Annotated in this window: 20 protein-coding genes; 6 read left to right on the forward strand and 14 right to left on the reverse strand. The window is 61.0% G+C overall.

All coding sequences use genetic code 11. The annotated features are described in order from the left end of the window. Window positions 1-191: 191 nt before the first annotated feature. From ACQZ5F_RS08490 to ACQZ5F_RS08510, 5 genes are all read right to left on the reverse strand, one after another. Window positions 192-500 carry a Dabb family protein gene (locus ACQZ5F_RS08490; RefSeq protein ID WP_046798947.1) on the reverse strand — a complete coding sequence of 103 codons (309 nt, stop codon included), beginning with the start codon at window positions 498-500 and terminating at the stop codon, window positions 192-194. Between the two features lie 57 nt (window positions 501-557). After that, window positions 558-770 carry a hypothetical protein gene (locus ACQZ5F_RS08495; RefSeq protein WP_225340052.1) on the reverse strand — a complete coding sequence of 71 codons (213 nt, stop codon included), beginning with the start codon at window positions 768-770 and terminating at the stop codon, window positions 558-560. Window positions 771-1421: 651 nt separating this feature from the next. Beyond that, window positions 1422-2681, reverse strand: coding sequence for a DNA-packaging protein (locus tag ACQZ5F_RS08500; protein ID WP_225340051.1), 1260 nt, complete (start codon window positions 2679-2681; stop codon window positions 1422-1424). Continuing rightward, entirely contained in the window at window positions 2678-3205 is a 528-nt protein-coding gene (locus ACQZ5F_RS08505) for a hypothetical protein (RefSeq protein ID WP_225340050.1), read from the reverse strand. The genes ACQZ5F_RS08500 and ACQZ5F_RS08505 overlap by 4 nt, the downstream gene beginning before the upstream one ends. A 296-nt stretch (window positions 3206-3501) precedes the next feature. Further along, a complete protein-coding gene (locus tag ACQZ5F_RS08510) occupies window positions 3502-3567 on the reverse strand; it encodes a hypothetical protein (RefSeq protein WP_137085915.1) in 66 nt (21 codons plus the stop codon). A gap of 50 nt (window positions 3568-3617) precedes the next feature. On the opposite strand from ACQZ5F_RS08510, the gene ACQZ5F_RS08515 reads away from it, so the two are divergent. Then, complete coding sequence (locus ACQZ5F_RS08515; protein WP_052817908.1) at window positions 3618-5258, forward strand: alpha/beta hydrolase; 1641 nt, start codon at window positions 3618-3620, stop codon at window positions 5256-5258. 27 nt (window positions 5259-5285) lie between these two features. Here the strand turns inward: ACQZ5F_RS08515 and ACQZ5F_RS08520 are convergent, their stop codons facing one another. After that, window positions 5286-6125, reverse strand: coding sequence for an SDR family oxidoreductase (locus ACQZ5F_RS08520; RefSeq protein WP_225340049.1), 840 nt, complete (start codon window positions 6123-6125; stop codon window positions 5286-5288). 143 nt (window positions 6126-6268) lie between these two features. On the opposite strand from ACQZ5F_RS08520, the gene ACQZ5F_RS08525 reads away from it, so the two are divergent. Further along, the gene (locus tag ACQZ5F_RS08525) at window positions 6269-6637 is read left to right on the forward strand and encodes a winged helix-turn-helix transcriptional regulator (RefSeq protein WP_046798651.1); all 369 of its coding nucleotides are present in this window, start codon (window positions 6269-6271) and stop codon (window positions 6635-6637) included. A gap of 232 nt (window positions 6638-6869) precedes the next feature. On the opposite strand, the gene ACQZ5F_RS08530 is transcribed toward ACQZ5F_RS08525, so the two are convergent. Next, window positions 6870-7301, reverse strand: coding sequence for an Lrp/AsnC family transcriptional regulator (locus ACQZ5F_RS08530; protein WP_052817598.1), 432 nt, complete (start codon window positions 7299-7301; stop codon window positions 6870-6872). Between the two features lie 147 nt (window positions 7302-7448). On the opposite strand from ACQZ5F_RS08530, the gene ACQZ5F_RS08535 reads away from it, so the two are divergent. Then, window positions 7449-8549: a saccharopine dehydrogenase family protein gene (locus ACQZ5F_RS08535; RefSeq protein WP_080842205.1), complete on the forward strand. Its 1101-nt coding sequence runs from the start codon at window positions 7449-7451 to the stop codon at window positions 8547-8549. Window positions 8550-8753: 204 nt separating this feature from the next. On the opposite strand, the gene ACQZ5F_RS08540 is transcribed toward ACQZ5F_RS08535, so the two are convergent. Further along, window positions 8754-10214: a protein adenylyltransferase SelO gene (locus ACQZ5F_RS08540; protein WP_225340081.1), complete on the reverse strand. Its 1461-nt coding sequence runs from the start codon at window positions 10212-10214 to the stop codon at window positions 8754-8756. A 187-nt stretch (window positions 10215-10401) separates the two neighbouring features. Here ACQZ5F_RS08540 and ACQZ5F_RS08545 point away from each other — a divergent pair, with 187 nt between their 5' ends. Both ACQZ5F_RS08545 and ACQZ5F_RS08550 read left to right on the forward strand, forming a co-directional pair. Then, window positions 10402-12120 carry a GH32 C-terminal domain-containing protein gene (locus tag ACQZ5F_RS08545; protein ID WP_448730550.1) on the forward strand — a complete coding sequence of 573 codons (1719 nt, stop codon included), beginning with the start codon at window positions 10402-10404 and terminating at the stop codon, window positions 12118-12120. 72 nt (window positions 12121-12192) lie between these two features. Then, window positions 12193-12366: a hypothetical protein gene (locus tag ACQZ5F_RS08550; RefSeq protein WP_020009686.1), complete on the forward strand. Its 174-nt coding sequence runs from the start codon at window positions 12193-12195 to the stop codon at window positions 12364-12366. Between the two features lie 27 nt (window positions 12367-12393). Here ACQZ5F_RS08550 and ACQZ5F_RS08555 read toward each other — a convergent pair whose 3' ends face one another. Beyond that, the gene (locus ACQZ5F_RS08555) at window positions 12394-13782 is read right to left on the reverse strand and encodes an MFS transporter (protein ID WP_170979830.1); all 1389 of its coding nucleotides are present in this window, start codon (window positions 13780-13782) and stop codon (window positions 12394-12396) included. Between the two features lie 176 nt (window positions 13783-13958). On the opposite strand from ACQZ5F_RS08555, the gene ACQZ5F_RS08560 reads away from it, so the two are divergent. Beyond that, window positions 13959-14207: a hypothetical protein gene (locus ACQZ5F_RS08560; RefSeq protein ID WP_137083804.1), complete on the forward strand. Its 249-nt coding sequence runs from the start codon at window positions 13959-13961 to the stop codon at window positions 14205-14207. 17 nt (window positions 14208-14224) lie between these two features. Here ACQZ5F_RS08560 and ACQZ5F_RS08565 read toward each other — a convergent pair whose 3' ends face one another. The 5 genes from ACQZ5F_RS08565 to ACQZ5F_RS08585 all read right to left on the reverse strand — a co-directional run bounded on the left by ACQZ5F_RS08565 (window position 14225) and on the right by ACQZ5F_RS08585 (window position 18160). Beyond that, on the reverse strand, window positions 14225-14566 hold the full coding sequence (locus ACQZ5F_RS08565; RefSeq protein ID WP_046798647.1) for a hypothetical protein: 342 nt from the start codon (window positions 14564-14566) through the stop codon (window positions 14225-14227). After that, complete coding sequence (locus ACQZ5F_RS08570) at window positions 14556-14825, reverse strand: ribbon-helix-helix domain-containing protein (RefSeq protein ID WP_137083802.1); 270 nt, start codon at window positions 14823-14825, stop codon at window positions 14556-14558. Before ACQZ5F_RS08570 ends, ACQZ5F_RS08565 begins: the two co-directional genes overlap by 11 nt. A gap of 76 nt (window positions 14826-14901) precedes the next feature. Beyond that, window positions 14902-15102 carry a heavy-metal-associated domain-containing protein gene (locus tag ACQZ5F_RS08575; protein WP_052817593.1) on the reverse strand — a complete coding sequence of 67 codons (201 nt, stop codon included), beginning with the start codon at window positions 15100-15102 and terminating at the stop codon, window positions 14902-14904. 53 nt (window positions 15103-15155) lie between these two features. Then, window positions 15156-15578: a Cu(I)-responsive transcriptional regulator gene (gene cueR / locus ACQZ5F_RS08580; RefSeq protein WP_052817590.1), complete on the reverse strand. Its 423-nt coding sequence runs from the start codon at window positions 15576-15578 to the stop codon at window positions 15156-15158. Then, complete coding sequence (locus ACQZ5F_RS08585) at window positions 15575-18160, reverse strand: heavy metal translocating P-type ATPase (RefSeq protein ID WP_225340047.1); 2586 nt, start codon at window positions 18158-18160, stop codon at window positions 15575-15577. Before ACQZ5F_RS08585 ends, cueR begins: the two co-directional genes overlap by 4 nt. Window positions 18161-18184: the final 24 nt, after the last annotated feature.

Below are 18184 nucleotides of genomic sequence, written 5' to 3' on the forward strand. Positions count from 1 at the left end.
AGACCCTGAAATTTCTGACGGCGTCCTGAAAGCTCTTTCGTCATGCTCGGGCCTGTCCCGAGCATCTGCAACGTCTCGATTTTATTGGACGTGATCAGATCCTTGGGACAAGCCCAAGGATGACGTCGCGCGTGAGGCACCCTGTCCGCACAGCGGCAATATCTCGCGCCGACTTCCGCGAAACGGAACGTTTACCGGATCGGCGCCTTCACCGCCGTGTCGCTATTGAAATCAGCAGCGACACGGGTTTCGCGTAGCGGCTTCACCGTGCGGGTCGAAAGATCATAGGCGGGGTCGGCCTTGTAGGCCGCCAGCGCCGCCTCGTTTTCGAACTCGCCGTAAACGATGAAATCGACCGAGTTGCCCCATTGGTCTTTCTTCACGTTCTCGCCGATTTCGAGCGTCAGCGCATGCGGGATCGCGGTGAGGCCGGAAAGCCCCTTGCGCACGGCGTCGCGGTTTTCCTCGGGAACGGTGAAAAAAACGATATGGCGGATCACGGTGTCACCTGTCATGCAGAATTCGAAGGCGGCCTTCTCGGCGCGCATAAGGGGTTATCACCTGACCCGCGCCGGTTCAATCCGCGCCGCGACAAGGGCGCGATGAAATGCGCGTGCGTGGCCAGCCCCAAGCCGCGCCCGGTCGCTGCCATTGATGATGGCGCGTGCGCCCTCCCAGTCCTCCCGCTGCGCGCCGAAGAAATCGGCAAGCCGGCGACCGGTGAAGCTGCCGGCGATCGCCTTGCGGCAGGGCCTTTCCGCATCCGGCAAGTATCGTCCTGGTCCCGACAAGTTGCGCGGCACGCAGGCGGCCACCAAAGATCGAAACCCGCACCGACGCGAAGAATCGCGCCTCGTCATAGGCCATAGCCGGCTCCTGAAAATGATGGGCGATATGACACCCGGTTTTTCCACATGACGGCCGTCAGGACTAAATCGATTTGAAAAAACCTTAATCGATTTTAATCCGCAGGCCGCGGTTTTGGGGTAAAAAATTCCTTGAATTCCGGAACCTTGGCGCGCTAACTCCATATCACCGCGCAATCCAGCAGCGTTAACAATTCAAGGAGGAATGCCACCATGACAGCGACAATCCCCCAGACCGTTTATGACCGTCTCGAAAACGAGTGGCGCCAGATGCGCGAAACCGGCTCGCAGCCGAAACCGGCGCAATCTCCGAAGAAATAAGACTTGTTAGGCGCCCGAATATGGGCGGATACGGCGCTAAAAATTTCTTCTCCCCGACGGGGAGAAGATGGCCCGAAGGGTCAGATGAGGGGGCCAGCTCTCCGCATATCTCTACCGTAGCCCCCTCATCCGGCGCTACGCGCCACCTTCTCCCCTTCGGGGAGAAGAAACAAGCGGTGATCACTCGCGCGAATACCAACCCGCTCTCATTCGCGGGGCTAGAAATCGCCCACCTCACATCCCCCGCACCCTCGGCTCATTCACCACCATCGTCGTCAGCGCCGTTATCGCCCAGACGAGTGCATCCAGCCTGTCGGGCGAACGACCGGATGACAGGCCATCCGGCCCGAAATCCGTCATCTGGTCTTCCAGCTTCTCGAACCGAGCAGCGTGGCGCACCCTGCCCTGCTCATAAAGGGCGGCTACCGGCTCGGCTCGGGTGAATTTTCCTCGGCTGGCCCGCACCAAAGTCAGAGGCAGGTTCGCGTCGACGCTCTGCAGCATCGCACGGACCATTTCTCCACCCTGATTGACCTCGGCCACCACCCGGTCGGCCTCGTGGCGGCGGAAGGCGGCAACCACGGCGCGCGCCCAGCCAGCCGGCGTTTCGCCTTCCACCGAACAATCCGCAAGCACCACCAGTTTGCCTGATATGCCAAGCCCCGCAACGACGATGCCGCAACAGGAATTCTCCCCCGCCCCGGCAGGCGGGTCGACCGCCACCACGATCCGCGAAAGCGGCTCATGCGCCGCCTCGATAATCGCGTCCAGATCGGTACGTTTCCACAGCGCGCCTTCGCGCTCGTCGATCAGTTCACCGCCGATTTCCTGACGTCCCAGCCGTGTGCCGCCGTAACGGTCCTGCATGGCCTGCAGGAAACCGGGAGACAGGTTCTGCGCATTCATGGCGGTCGGCATCCGCGCAACCCGGGTCGAAGGATCGGCCAGCAGCGCTTTCAACAGAGGAATGGGCCGTGGCGTCGTCGTCACCAGTTGCCGCGGCGCATCGCCCAGACGCAGGCCGAATTGCAGCATGTCCCAGGTTTCCTGCGGATATTTCCATTTTCCCAACTCATCCGCCCAGGCCATGTGGAATTGCGGGCCGCGCAGGCTTTCGGGGTCTTCCGAGGAAAATACCTGCGCCATCGCACCATTCGGCCACAGGAGCCTGCGGCGCGACACCTCGAAAGCGGGACGGCGGCGACGGGCGATACGGCAGATGCCGGAAATGCCGTCGATCATCACCTCGCGGGCGTCACCCAGCGTTTCCGCAACCAGCGCAATGCGCAAATCCGATTGTTTGCTGGCGGAAGCAATGCCGTGCACCCACTCGGCACCGGCTCGCGTCTTGCCGGAACCGCGCCCGCCGATCAAAAGCCATGTCCGCCAGTCGCCCTCCGGCGGCTGCTGCGGCAGGTTGCCGATGAAACGCCAGTCGCGCAGAAGGGCAAAGACCTGCTCCTGCGGGCGGGGATCGGATGAAGACTGCTTCATGTAACAGCCTCCGCCAATGCGCCGGCGGCGATACCGGCCTCCAGCCTCGCACGGCATTTCTGTTCAGCCAGTTCGTCAATGCGTTTGAGGAAATGCGCCACTGCGGCCTCGTAATCCTCTGCATCAGTCTCGTCCTCAGCGGCAAGCGCTTCCCTCTCTTCCGCCAGCACCCGTTGCAGGGCGTCAATCCGTTCCAGCGTGCGCACGATCAGCGAAAGCTGATCCGTCGCGGCCTTCACATCGGCGCGGGCCTGTTTGCCGGGAGCGTCATCCGCAGCCCCCAACAGGGCCGCCTCGCTCTCCTGCCGCAGGGTGCGATACAGATGAAACTGATCACGCATCTCTTCCGTCATCTCGTTCAGCATCTGCCTTAGCTCGCCGTTACGCGCCGCATCCTCGGCAGCCAGCTTGTCGGCCCGCGACTTTGTCTCAGGCGCGGTATCCGGCATGTCGTCACCGACATAGGCAGGCCGCTCCGGCCACGCGCTGTAGAGCACCGGGTCGCAAGTGTCAGAATTCGTCATGGGATCGGCCTGCCGGATCAATAATAGTGCTTGCGAAGAGGCTACACTGGGCGAATACCACGCCCAACACTCCGACGTCATCCTCGGGCCTGTCCCGAATATCTGCAACGTCTTGATTTTGTTTACGTGTTCAGATCCTTGGGACAAGCCCAAGGATGACGCCGAATATGCAAAGAGGCTCGTCATCAAACCCGAAGGCAACCCTTCGAACCGGCCTCTGCCGTCAGCCGCAAATCTCCGACCGTAGCCAAACACTACCAAATCACCGTCACGGTGTAAAGGATTATTTTCCTATTTTAATGATTTTTATCCTTCCAACAGGATTTGCACCCTCGCCCGCCGCATATTACACTCCGCGCCAGGCAGTGAGCAGAAGGGGCAAGTCAAGTTGGTGAAACAATGGGTTGGGCGGTTGTTTGCGGGTCTTTCGGCAACCGGCATCGTCTTCGGCACGGTCCTGTTCTGCGCTTCACTCACACCGTCGCTTCTGCCGCGCACATGGCTGATGCAGGGGGTTCTCTGCGGGTTTTCCTTTGCCATCGGTTATTTGATCGGTGTCGCCATGCACGCCGTCTGGGCCTATCTGGAACTGCCTGAACCCTCGCGACACAACGCGCGAGGCATTCGTTTTCTTATCGCGCTTGCCGCAGCCATCACGGCCATTGCGTTTTTGTGGCAGGCGAAGGACTGGCAGAATTCCATCCGCGTCCTGATGGAACTCGACCCGCTGCCCAGCGCCCATCCCACCAAGACCGGCGGTATCGCTGTACTGGTCGCCGCCATCCTGATTGGCGCCGGTCGGCTTTTCCAGCTTATCCGCCGGTTCTTTGCCGCGCGCAGCCGTCATTTCCTGCCGCGCCGGCTGGCCAATGTGCTTGGCATCGCTGCCGCCATCGTGCTGTCATGGATGCTGCTCAATGGCCTGATCTTCGATATCGGCCTGAAATTTGCCGATTCCTCGCTGAAACAGGTGGATTCGCTGATCGAGCCTGACGTGCCGCGGCCTTCCGACGCGCTTAAAACCGGCAGCAGCGCTTCGCTGATGACATGGGAATCGCTTGGCCGTCGTGGGCGCGAATTCGTGGCCGGCGGGCCGAAGGCGCAGGAAATCACCGCCTTCACCCATCGTCCGGCCAGCGAACCGCTGAGGGTCTATGCGGGGCTGAATTCGGCCTCGACCCCCGAAGAGCGGGCCGCCCTTGCGCTGGAGGAACTGAAGCGGGTCGGCGGTTTCGAGCGCAAGGTCCTGCTGGTGGTCATTCCCACCGGCACCGGCTGGATCGATCCGGAAGCGCTCGATACGGTCGAATATCTGCATGATGGCAATGTCGCGAGCGTGGCTGTGCAATATTCCTATCTGTCCAGCTGGATAGCGCTTCTGACCGAACCGGATTACGGCGTGGAAACGGCGCGCGCACTGTTCCAGGCGGTCTACGGCTACTGGACGACCTTGCCGAAAGAGACGCGGCCGAAGCTTTACCTGCATGGCTTGAGCCTCGGTTCGCTCAATTCGCAGAAATCCTCCGATCTCTACGATGTGCTCTCCGATCCGTTCCAGGGCGCGCTGTGGAGCGGCCCGCCCTTTTCCAGCCCCACATGGCGCATGGCCACCAATGGCCGGGTTGCGGGCACGCCGGAATGGCTGCCGCGTTTCCGCGATTCCTCCGTCATCCGTTTTGCCAACCAATATACCACCGCCCATATGCCCGATGCGACCTGGGGGCCGATGCGGATCGTCTATCTGCAATATGCGAGCGACCCGATCACCTTCTTCGAAACCGCTTCGCTCTACCGGCGTCCAGAGTGGATGGCACATCACGGGCCGGATGTTTCCACGTCCTTCCGCTGGTTCCCGGTGGTGACGCTGCTGCAGCTCGGTCTCGATGTCGCCGCCGCCACCACCGCGCCGATCGGTTACGGCCATGTCTATGCGCCGGAACATTATATCGATGCATGGACCGAGGTGACGGAGCCGCAGGGCTGGAACGCCGAGGAGATCCAGCGGCTGAAAATGTTCTTCAAGGCCCGCCGCGGCTCCACCGATCCGGCGTGAGCGCGACGGGCGTGTTGTTTGCCGGCATCAGCCCTTCAGCATATCCAAATGGTCGGCCACATAGGTTTCCAGCGAACGCGGTGCGTGGCCGGTCAGGGTCTCGACATCACCGGTCACCACCGCTGTCCAGCCTTCGCGCACGGGATAAAAGATCGAGGCGAGGAAAGAGGCGTAATCCTTCGGCACACCCGCACCGGTGAGGATGCCGATGAAGACCTCGTCCGAAACGGCAGCATAAGAAACCGGCTTGCCGATCGCCTGCGAAATCACTGCGGCGGCCTCGCCGTAACCGAAGGCCTTCGGCCCGGTCAGGTTGAAAGCCTTGCCATTAAAGGCGTCGGAGGTCAGCGCTGCGGCGGCACTGTCGGCGATATCGCGCACGTCGATAAAGCTCGACTTGCCCTCGCCGGCCGGCACGGCAATCTCACCGTGTTCAATGCCGGCCTTCCAGTAGCTGTGGAAATTATCGGCAAACCAGTTGGGGCGCAGGATGATGTATGGCGTACCGGAAGCGATGATCTTCAGTTCGATCTGGCGATAGGGAATGGAATCGTCGGCATCGACGCCAAGGACGCTGAGGAACACGATCTTCACCTTGCGCCGCGCGGCCTCCTCGACAACAGGCGTCAGCGCGTCGATGGCATCCAGACGCCCGCCCGCCAGGATCAGGAACAGCCGATCCACGCCGTCAAATGCATCGGCGTAGGTCGCCCGGTCGGTATAATCGAAGCGCGCACCTTGGGCGCCATCCGCCGCCTTGCCGCTGCGCGAGGCAGCCTTGACGCTTTCGCCCTTTGCCACGAGTGCCTTGACCAGCGGCGTGCCGATGGTGCCGGTGGAACCGATTACGAGTATCTTGCCTGTCATCTCAAATATCCTTAGTATCTAATGGAAACCATGTTTCGAAAACACAGGTACTGCGTTTTCGAAATCATGAAAAGAGAGCACTTTTCGGTTATCTGGTTTCCTTTCGGAAACCGGCATGACCTTGAAACAACAGGGTGAAATCGATGGCGAATGTCTATGATGTTTATGAGGACCGCTGCCCGACGCGCATGGTATTGGACAGGATCGCCGACAAATGGGCGCTGTTGATCCTCGACAAGCTGCGGCGGGACCCCGTGCGCTTCAACCTGCTGCGGCGCGAGATCAAGGGCATTTCGCAGAAGGTCCTGTCGCAGACGCTGAAGAAGCTCGAGCGCGACGGGCTGATTTCACGGCAGGCCTTTCCGACCGTGCCGGTAACGGTCGAATATTCACTGACGCCGCTGGGGCGGACACTGACCGACACGGTGGCCGCGCTCGCGCATTGGGCGGAAGGCAATATTGATGCGGTGATGGCGGCGCAGCGGGCTTATGATGAGAAGGTTGCGGCTTAGATGGCCTTCGCCCTCGCGTAGCGACAAAAGCGTGGGAGAGACAAGCGCCTTCGCCGCTTCGTTTTGTAGAACATTGCTTCCGTCATGCCGGACTTGAGCCGGTATCCAGCCAGCCCAAGTCCTTGGGCTGAAAAGACTCTATTCGCCGCGCAGACGCGCTGCTGCTGGATGCCGGATCAAGTCCGGCATGACGGAAGTGGGTTTTGCGTACCTTACACTTCCCAAAACATCCCTACCGAGAAATCCGCGTCGACAGAATGATCGACGACAGCGTGCGCTCCACCCCGTCAAGCGCGCCGATGCGATCTATCAACCGGTCGAGATCGAGGATCGAAGGGGCGGCCAGAATGGCAATCAGGTCAAATGTGCCGCTCACCGAATGCAGCGTCGTCACCTCCTTGATGGCGGCAAGCGCCGCCGTCACGCCGGGCAGAGCCTTGGGTGCGATAGTGATCAGCACATGCGCGCGCACCAGCCCGGAAAGATAGCTTTCCGAAAGCCTGAGGCCATAACCGGCAATCACGCCGTCGGCCTCCAGCCGCTCGATGCGCGCCTGCACGGTGGTGCGGGAAAGGCCGAGTTTGCGCGCCAGTTCCGCCACCGGCATGCGGGCATTTTCGGAAAGCAGGGCAAGCAGCGCCCGGTCCTTGTCGGCGATCGTCATAGTGATCAATCCTGTCGTCTAATTGTTCAATAATATACCGCCATCTGCACATAGTGAAGCTGCGAATCGTCAATAAAAGCTGGCATTCTGTCTTTGAGGCGCATTCGTTGCGCAAAGACATGCGAATTTACTGCGGGGAACAAAAACATGAAAAACATTGTCGTCATCGGCGCGGGCAATATCGGTTCAGCCATCGCCTGGATGCTGGCCGCCACGGGCGATTATCGCATCACGGTTGCCGACCGCTCGGCCGACCAGCTGGCCAACGTGCCTGACCATGAGCGGGTCGATACCGAAATCGTCGACATCGCCGATCGCCCGGCGCTGGAAGCACTGCTGAAGGGCAAATTCGCCGTGCTATCCGCCGCTCCCTTTCACCTGACGGCGGGTATTGCGGAGGCAGCCGTCGCCGTCGGCACGCATTATCTCGATCTTACCGAAGACGTGGAATCCACCCGCAAGGTCAAGGCCTTGGCGGAAACGGCTGAGACCGCGCTCATTCCGCAATGCGGCCTCGCGCCCGGCTTCATTTCCATTGTCGCCGCCGATCTCGCCGCCCGTTTCGACAAGCTGGACAGCGTGCGCATGCGTGTCGGCGCGCTGCCGCAATATCCGTCCAACGCGCTCAACTACAACCTCACCTGGAGCACGGACGGGCTGATCAACGAATATATCGAGCCCTGCGAAGCCATCGTCGAAGGCCGCCTCACCGCCGTTCCGGCGCTGGAAGAGCGTGAGGAATTTTCGCTCGACGGCGTTACCTACGAGGCCTTCAACACCTCGGGCGGCCTCGGCACCTTGTGCGCCACGCTGGAAGGCAAGGTGCGGACGATGAATTACCGCACCATTCGTTACCCCGGCCATGTGGCGATCATGAAGGCGCTTTTGAACGACCTCAACCTGCGCAACCGCCGCGACGTGCTGAAGGACCTGTTCGAAAACGCCCTGCCCGGCACCATGCAGGATGTCGTCATCGTCTTCGTCACCGTCTGCGGTACCCGCAATGGCCGCTTCCTGCAGGAAACCTATGCCAACAAGGTCTATGCCGGCCCGGTTTCCGGCCGGATGATGAGCGCCATCCAGATCACCACCGCCGCCGGCATCTGCACGGTTCTCGACCTGCTGGCCGAAGGCGCCCTGCCGCAGAAGGGTTTCGTGCGGCAGGAAGAAGTGGCGCTGCCGAAATTCCTCGAAAACCGGTTCGGCCGGTATTATGGCTCGCATGAGCCGCTCGCCCGGGTGGGGTGAAGAGCTAATATTTATAGGGCGCAGCGTTGCTGCTGGGTTTCTTCTCCCCGCCGGGGAGAAGGTGGCCCGAAGGGTCGGCTGAGGGGGCAACGTCCCCGGATTTCGGCGAGCTAGCCCCCTCATCCCGCTGCCGCGACCTTCTCCCCGGCGGGGAGAAGGCGAAGGAGGCGCCCGCTCGTTCCAACGCTGCGGATCGACCTTTACTCACGTCCCGCAAAATGTCCTGAACACCCGCTCATGGCTCATCGGCGGCTGCATATAGACAAAATTGTCCGGCCGTTCCTCGAAGGGCGTCGCAATTGCCGTCAGCATGGCGTGGAACGGCTCGAAATCATCCTCTTCCACCGCCGCTTCGATCAGTTCCTCGATCCGGTGGTTGCGCGGGATGACGGCCGGATTGACCGATAGCATTGCCCGTGACCTTTCGGCATCGGAAATATCTTCGCGGTCGGCGCGTTTCCGCCAGCGGGCCAGAAATTCATCCGCCCCGGCAATATCGATGAACATGCCGCGAAATGGTTCGGCATCGCCATTCGCCGCGTGGGAAAGTCGCCGGAAGGTCAGCGTGTAATCCGCCTCCGATGCCTGTATCAGCGAAAGAAGCGCCTGCACGAGATCGAGATCGCCTTCCTCTTCCAGTGTCAGGCCGAGTTTTTCGCGCATGCCGGCCAGCCAGCGCTTGGGAAAGGCGGCGGCGAAATCGGCCAGCACGGCGTTGGCGCGTTCGGCGGCCTTCTCCACCTGTGGGTCAAGCAGCGGCAACAGGCATTCCGCCAGCCTGGCGATGTTCCATTGGGCGATGCCAGGCTGGTTGTTGAAGGCGTAACGGCCCTGTGCATCAATGGAAGAGAAGACCTTGTTGGGGTGGTATTCATCGAGGAAGGCGCAGGGGCCGAAATCGATCGTCTCGCCAGAAACGGCCATATTGTCGGTGTTCATCACGCCATGGATAAAGCCCACCATCATCCAGCGGGCGATAAGGTCGCATTGCCTTTCAGCGATGCCGCGCAACAAAGCGAGGTAAGGATTATCGGCGGTTTTCGCCTCGGGATAATGGCGATCGATCACGTAATCGGCGAGGCTCCTGATTGCCTCGTCATCCTCCCGCGCGGCGAAGAACTGGAAGGTGCCGACACGGATATGGCTTGCCGCGACGCGGGTGAAAACGCCGCCCGGCAGCCCCACTTCACGCTGCACCCTTTCGCCGCTGAGAACGGCCGCCAAGGCCCGCGTGGCGGGAATGCCAAGCGCATACATCGCTTCCGAGACGATATATTCACGCAGCACCGGTCCGAGGGCGGCACGCCCGTCTCCCCTGCGTGAAAACGGCGTAGGGCCGGAGCCCTTCAGCTGCATATCCCGCCTTTTGCCATTCACGTCGATCACTTCGCCGAGAAGAATGGCGCGGCCATCACCAAGCTGCGGCACGAAGCCACCGAACTGATGGCCGGCATAGGCCATGGCCAGCGGCTCGGCCCCCTGCGGCACCACATTGCCGGAAAAGATCGCCGCCAGCCTTTCGTCGTCGAGACCGGAAACATCCAGAAGGAGTTCGTCTGCCAGCCGGCGATTGAAGGCAATAAGGCGCGGCGCCTTCACCGGCGTCGGCAGCACGGCGGCGCTGAACCGTTCCGGCAGGCGGGCATAGGAATTGTCGAATCTGATCACGGGTAAACTCCCTGCTTTTGCCTTTATATGGGGCCGGAAGGCGAAGGATGCGAGCGATAAATGCCACATCCACCCGTCACACCGTGCCTATAGCGCCGCTGATTGTATTTTGCGCAATGAACTTTCCAGCGCCATCATCGTTCCTATGCTTGACCCGCAGAATGCCGAAATGAAAGGAACAGCAATGAGCGTCGTTGAAACCGTGACGGAAGTACCGGAAAGCGCCATCCGCACCATTCACACCGACTTGCCCGTCAACGCCACCTTCCATGTCTGGCTGAAAGCGAAAAAGGCCGCAGAACCCGGCGCCGTCTCCTTCTCCAACCAGAACGGAAAATTCGCTGAAGTTTCAAGCGTCAATACGGAAGAGTTCGGTTTTCGAATCTATCAGGTGTTCGGCGGTGGTCATGTGGAACTGAGTTACGATACGGTGACAACAGCCGTTTCCGTCATCTATTGGTTCACTGCTTCCGATGTGCTCGAAACCGGCATCACCGTCGTTCATACCAAGCCTGACAATGCCGCCCCGGAACTGCCTGATAGTTATCATTTCCGCCCGCCCTTCGGCTGGATGAACGATCCGAATGGCTTTGGGCGTTTTGAAGGCCGGCCGCATCTGTTCTATCAGCATTATTCACATGGGCTGCGCTGGAACACGATGCATTGGGGCCACGCCGTTTCTTCGGACTACCTGCGCTGGCGGCATCTGCCAATCTTCCTCTTCCCGTCGGAGGATCTGACAACCCGCCCGGACAAGCGTGGCGGCGCCTATTCCGGCTCCACCATTCCGCTGGTCGAAGGGTCAGGCATCCGCGTCTTCTTCACCGAACAGGTGCAGGACCGCGTTCCCGAACAGCAGATCCAGCTCACCGCCACCTCCTCCGATCTCATCATGGCCGGGCAGGCAGACGTCATTCTGGCCCACCGCCCGGACGGACAGGGGCTGACGCCGGATTTTCGCGATCCTTACGTATTTCGCGGCCCCGACGGGCTGTGGAAAATGCTGCTCGGCAGCCAGAGTGATGGCGGCGGCGTCATCCTGCTTTACGAGACGCTGGACCCCACGGCCGCATCGGGCTGGACCTATGTCGGCAAGCTGTGGGTGGAAACACGCTACAGGACGACAGCTATCGAATGCCCATGTCTGCTGCCATTGGACGGCCCGGCCAATGCCCGCTCCACCCGCTGGGTGCTGATCTACGGGCTGATGCATTCGGAAGATCCGCAAACCGGCCGCAAGAACCTCACCATGGCCGATGTCGGCTGGTTCGACGGTAAGGCCTTCACCAAGGAATTCGGTCAGGAACTGGATTTCGGCACCGATAACTACGCCTTTCAGGCCTTTCTGGATGGCGACAGTATCATCGGCATCGGCTGGCTGGCCAATTGGGCTGATGCCAATCCGGAAATCGATTTTCCCACCTCCATGACGCTGCCGCGCCGGATTCACTACGTCAACGGCGAGCTTCTGACCCCGCCCATCGGCGCTGCGGAAAGCCTGCGCAGCCATATTCTCGACCGCACGCGCCTGGCGACGGGTGAGCGTGTCACCTTCATCAACGGCGCGGTGGAAATTCTGATCGAGCTTGCCTCCCCCGGCGCTCCTTTCGAACTGACGCTCGAGCATCCGACGGTCACGCTCGGCCTCGTTTCCGATGAAACGGGGCTGTGGATCTGCCATGAAGACGGGCGCGATGGCCCCTCGCCGCATTATATCGCCAAGGGCGCACGGGCCTCACGAATCCGCATTTTCCTGGATTACGGTTCCATCGAAGTCTTCGCCAATCGCGGTCGATATGTGGGCACAAAACGCATCGAGGGTTTCGAACCCGTGCGTTCGGCGCTGCTGAAGGCAGCTGCCGGTGCGGTGGTGCACGCGACCAGCTGGGCGCTCAAACCGTGAGGAACCTTTTGGCGGATATGGCGGTTGATAGACCAGCAACAGCCGACCAGCCCGCAAAAAAGGAGAAACGGCATGACCAAAATCCGCGATACCAGCGACCCCATTCTGTTTCCGACCGAAGCCAATGAAAACAAGGCCGAGAAAAAACGCGCCGGCAAGGGCATCATCATCATTATCGGCGCGATCGCAATCATGTCCTTCGTCGTTTATCTGGCGGCGATCACCATAGCCGCCACGCAGTCTTAACGCCTCGCCTTGTCCGGAAACCCGTACTCAGCCCCGTGCGCTTCGCAGCCCGCGGGCGGTCAGGAGCGCAATGAGCGACACGGCGGCACCCAGCCCGTAAAGATAGACCATCGGCATCGTCACATCCGCATGCTCGATCTGCGCAACGAGATCGGTGGCGGCAGCGACGGTGCCGCTCGCCCCCGCGCCGGCCGCCGCCCCCAGCGTGGAGACCGTGGGAAGCAATGCACCGGTCATCTTGCGCTCTTCTTCCGGCGCTGCCTCCATGGCGGCCTGGCTGATGCCGGCCCATGACATGCCAAAGGCAGACCCGATCAGGATTTGCCCGAGCAGCATTTCACCCCAGTTTCCGCTTGCAAGCCCCAGCCCCAGAAGGGCGCAGCCCGGCACCATCTGATAGGGGCCATAATGCAGGCAAATTTCTCTCAGGCGGATCGATCGCAGGCTGCCGATCAGCATCGCAACGAAGCTCCAGGCAAGCGGCATCGTCACCACGATGAAGCCGGCGAAGGTCGGTTCATAGTGCCACAGATTGATGGCGACATAAGCGAGATAGACGCTGCCGAGCGCATGGGCATAGGACATCAGGAACAGTACCCAGAAACCGCTGCCCAGCACGGTTTTCAGCCGGAAGGAATCCTTCGGGAACAGGCCGGAAGAAGGACGGATGCCCACCCGCAACGAGGCCCATAACAGCGCCGCACCTGCCAGCAACGAGATCGCCCGCAGGCTCGCATCCTCGAAGGCGGAAGGCGCGGAAAAAGCCAAGGCGCCAACAAGGCACAGAACCAGCGGCAAGAGTGGTTTGCGCGTCGCCGCCACCGGCCGCTCGACTGAGACGGCGACGGTCGTGTAGACCAGCAGAAGCACGATCAGCGGCGCCGACAGCAGGAAAGTGGCGCGCCAGGACATGTGCTCGGTGGCGAAACCACCGGTCAGCGGGCCGATGAAGGAGGCGACCGCCCAGATCGCCGCCTCGATGGCAAAGACCTTCGGCAACAGGCCGGAGCGGAAACCGGCGGGAATGAGGCTGTAGCACACCGCCACGATCAACCCGTCGGCCAGCCCCTGCAATCCCCGGCCGACGACGACCCATAAAAAATCCCCGGCGATTGCCGAAAGGACCGAGCCGAAGGAAAAGATCAGGCAGCAGAGAAGCAAAACGGCGCGTGCGCCAAAACGCTCGCGAAACAGCACGGCAGTGACACCGCCGGCCACGGAACCAACGAAGTAGAGACTATAGGCCCAGCTATAATAAGCGGCGCCGCCGATTTCGTTGACGGCGACGGGCAAGGCCGTCACCACCGCGAACTGGTTGAAGGCGTGCAGGCCGATACCGGAGGAAATGACGGTCAGAAGCGAGAGGTTCGCCCCGCTCAGCAATTCGCCCCAGCCGTTTTTCTCCGTCATTTCCATACTCGTCAAAGCCGTATCCTTTCCATTTTTGCGATACGGCGGGCAAACTAGAACCTCAAGCGCCATTGAGGTCAAGACGGCTTTTTCACGCAATTTGGTTTGAAGGAATTGGCGGGCGACAGGAACCCTGCGCGCGCCCGGCCGTTTGCTGAAGAACCGACAGAAAGGATATCGTCATGAACCGCAAGAAAATCATGCCGCTCAACGAAGACGCCATGAACGAGGATCTGCTCGATGTCGACATCGACGCCCTTCCCGCCAAGGGAGAAATTCCGCAATCCATCGAACAGGAAATCGAGGAGGAAGAGGCCGAGAGCGAGGATGATCCCTATCAGGAAAGCGACGAGGCCCTTCCCGACGATGCAGAAGAGCGGGTGATCAATCGCAATCCTTCGCGGGAAGGCGGGACTTTCGACGAGGTTTGATCGGGGCTGCCAGAGCCTTATGCAAGGCGCTGCAGCATATGGCGCTGATGGTCCTGCCCGCCGAAGAAGACGGCAAAAATACGCACGGTCTTTTCGCCCTCATCGACATCGAAATAAAAAACTGCCTGATTTTTCGTTACCCGGCGAAGGCCGGGTAGCAATTCTGGTGTTAGCGTTCCCTGAAACGGCGCTTTGTGAAGAGCGTCCATATCCGCCTCAATCGATCCCACCCGTCGTGCAGCCCGCGTGAATGCGGCCGGCAAAGCATCGCCAAGATCGAGATAGGACTGGACGAGATGGTCGAGAATGAGGCCGAGGTCCTTGTCCGTCTGTGTCGAACGCAGGACCCTAAAGGCCATAGCTGGCCTTTTTGGCCGCGATCATGGCCGCGGTTCTGTCCTTGCCCTCCCCGATCGATACAAAGTCGCCCTGCCTGCGTTCGACAAGCAAGTCGCGAAGCGCGGCGAGCTCCGCGTCCTTCAGTTCGGTTTCCTGCCGAAGCAGTTCCAGCCCGCGCTGTACCACGGCGCTGAGGCTGGCATAACGCCCCTCCTCCACCAGCCTGCGGGCGAAGCTATCCTGCTGATCGGAAATGGATACGGATGCCTTGACGGACATTGCGGCACTCCTTTTGCATGGAGGGTGATGCTACTCAGTAGCACACCCTCCATATTCATTCCAGCACCAATGACTTTCAGCCCACCCGTTCCGGCGAATAACCGGCATCACGGATCGCCGCTTCCGCCGCTGCGGCGTCGCCCGCCACTGTGAGTTTGTGGGTGGCGAGATCGATGCTGACAGACGCATCCGGCAGCACCTCGGTGAGAGCGCCGCGCAACGTCTTTTCGCAATGGCCGCAGGTCATGTCAGGGATGAGGAAGGTGGTTGCACTCATGGTTTTCTCCAGTTGACCGGCACGCCTGTTTGCGTGCCGGGTGTCATTGCAGTTCAGTGGGTTCTGGCGGGCTTGCCTTCGTTCTTTTCGGAACCCGCGAGATCATCGAGGATCGGGCAATCGGGTCGGTGATCGCCGCCGCAGCAATGGGCGAGATGGGACAGCGTCTTCACCATGCTCTTCATCTCGGCGATCTTCTGCTCGAGATCGGCGATATGGACGAGCGCGATCTCCTTCACCGCGGAACTCTCGCGGCTCTTGTCCTGCCAGAGTTTCAGCAACGTCTCGGTTTCTTCCAGCGAGAAACCCAGCGTGCGCGCCCGCTTGATGAAGCGCAGATTGTGCACGTCCTGCTCGCCATAGACCCGGTAGTTATTACCGGTGCGGGCGGCGGGATTGATGAGGCCGATCTGCTCGTAATAACGGATCATCTTGGCGGAGACGCCCGATGCTTCCGATGCCTGGCCGATATTCACGACGTCACCTCCCGATGGGCCACCTTGGCCCGTTTCAACCGCAGCGCATTGGCAAGAACGAAGACGCTGGACAGCGCCATGGCGCCCGCGCCGATCATCGGCGACAGCGTGATGCCGAAGGCGGGATAAAGCACGCCCGCCGCAACCGGTATCAGCGCCACGTTGTAACCGAAGGCCCAGAACAGGTTTTCCTTGATGTTGCGCATGGTCGCCCGGCTCATCTCAATGGCGTTGACTGCGCCCAAAAGATCGCCGCCGACCAGCACGACATCGGCGCTTTCGATGGCGACATCCGTACCGGTGCCGACGGCGATGCCGATATCGGCCTCGGCCAGCGCCGGCGCATCGTTGATGCCGTCGCCCACGAAGGCCAGCACCTTGCCGCCTTCGCGCATCTCGTGGATCGCCTTCACCTTGCCCTCGGGCAGCACTTCGGCCACCACGCGGGAAATACCGACCTGCCGGGCGATTGCGTTTGCCGTGCGGGCATTGTCGCCCGTCACCATCGCCACCTCGATACCCATGGCCTGCAGCGCCCGGATGGCGGTCACACTCGACGGCTTCAGCGGATCGGCGACGGCAATCGCAGCCGCCAGCCTGCCGTCGATGGCGGCATAAAGCGGCGTCTTGCCTTCGTCACCCAGCCTTGCGGCGGCGTCAGCGAAGATATCGACCGAATGGCCGAGTTTGGCCATGTAACGATCCGCGCCGACTTCGACCTTCCGGCCATTGACGGTGGCGGCGATGCCGTAGCCCGTCACGCTTTCGAAGTTTTCGACAGTCGCAGGTTCGAGTCCTGCAGCGGTCGCAACCTTCTTTTCTTCCGCAGCCCGGACGATGGCTTCGGCAATCGGATGTTCCGAGCGGCCTTCGACGGCGGCGACCAGCGCCAGTACTTCATTATCAGCAAACCCTTCCGCAACCACCAGATCGGTCAGTTCCGGACGGCCCTTGGTGACAGTACCAGTCTTGTCGACCACGACGATCTCGGCCGAGCGCAGTTCCTGCAGCGCCTGTCCCTTGCGGAACAATACGCCGAGCTCCGCCGCCCGGCCGGTGCCGACCATGATCGAGGTCGGCGTGGCAAGACCCATGGCACAGGGGCAGGCGATGATGAGCACCGCGACCGCATTGACCAGCGCGAAAGTATAGGCAGGCTCAGGACCAAAGATTGCCCAGACGATGAAGGTCAGCACCGCAATGGCGATGACAACGGGTACGAACAGCGCGGTGACGCGGTCGACCAGCAGCTGGATGGGCAGCTTGGACCCTTGAGCCTCCTCCACCATGCGGATGATCTGCGACAGCATGGTGTCGGCGCCCACCTTGGTCGCCTTGAACTTGAAGGCGCCGGTCTTGTTGATGGTGCCCCCGACGACCGCTGCGCCGACCGTCTTTTCCACCGGCACGGGTTCGCCTGATATCATCGATTCATCGACATAGGACGAGCCTTCGACGACTTCGCCATCCACCGCCAGCCTTTCGCCGGGACGGATGACAACGATATCGCCCATCACCAGATCGTCAGGGGAAATATCGATGGTCGCACCGTCGCGCTCCACGCGGGCGGTCTTTGCCTGCAGGCTCATCAACTTGCGGATGGCGTCTCCCGTGCGGCCGCTGGCGCGGGCTTCGAGAAGCCGTCCGGTCAGGATCAGCGTAACGATGACGGTGGCCGCTTCATAATAGACGAACTGCGCTTCTGCGGGCAGCAGATCTGGCACGAAGGTCGCCACCACGGAATAGAGATAGGCCGCCGTGACGCCCAGCGCCACCAGCGAGTTCATTTCCGGCGCGCCACGCAGCAGGGCCGGAAAGCCGGTCTTGAGGAAGCGCAGGCCCGGCCCGAAAATCACCGCCGTCGCCAGCACGAAATAGATGTAATAGAGGTTCTGCGTATCGATGATGCCCATCAGCCAGTGATGCATCGGCTCATAGAGATGGCCGCCCATTTCCAGCACGAAAAGCGGCGCGGTCAGGATGGCGGCAATCGTCAGGTCGCGTTTCAGCGCGCCCTCTTCACCCGCATGCTGCATATGGTCATGGCCGCCACTTTCGCCAGCCGTCGCCATCTGGTCGTGGCCCTGATGATGCCCATGGTGCTGGCTGTGGCCTTGATGGGCGGAATGATCCTGCGGCTTGCGTGTCGTCAATGCAAAGCCGGCGAGCTTTGCCGTTTCCACCAGCGCATCCCGCTCACGACGGCCGCCGATGGTTTCCACCGCGACCTTTCCGGCCGCAGCGTCCACCTTCACGTCGACGGTGGTGGCAACGGCGTCCAGAACGGCCTTCAACCGCCCGGCATCCGCATCGCTGCGCAGGCCTTCGACCGCAAATTCATGCCGGTCCGGTGCGATATCGTAACCGACCTTTTTGATGGCGGCGCCGAGCGTCTTGGCCGAAAAGCCCTCGGCGGGTTCGACAGTGAGCTTCTTTGTCGCGAAGTTCACCGAGCTTGATGCAACGCCCGGCACCTTGGCCGCGGCCGTTTCCACGCGCCGCACGCACGACGCGCAGGTCATGCCTTCCACGGGAATGGAAACCGGCTGATTTGAATGGGCGTGTCTGACTGTCTCGTTCATGGGAAATCCCCTTTCGAGACCCTA

Source organism: Agrobacterium sp. 22-210-1 (assembly GCF_053522525.1).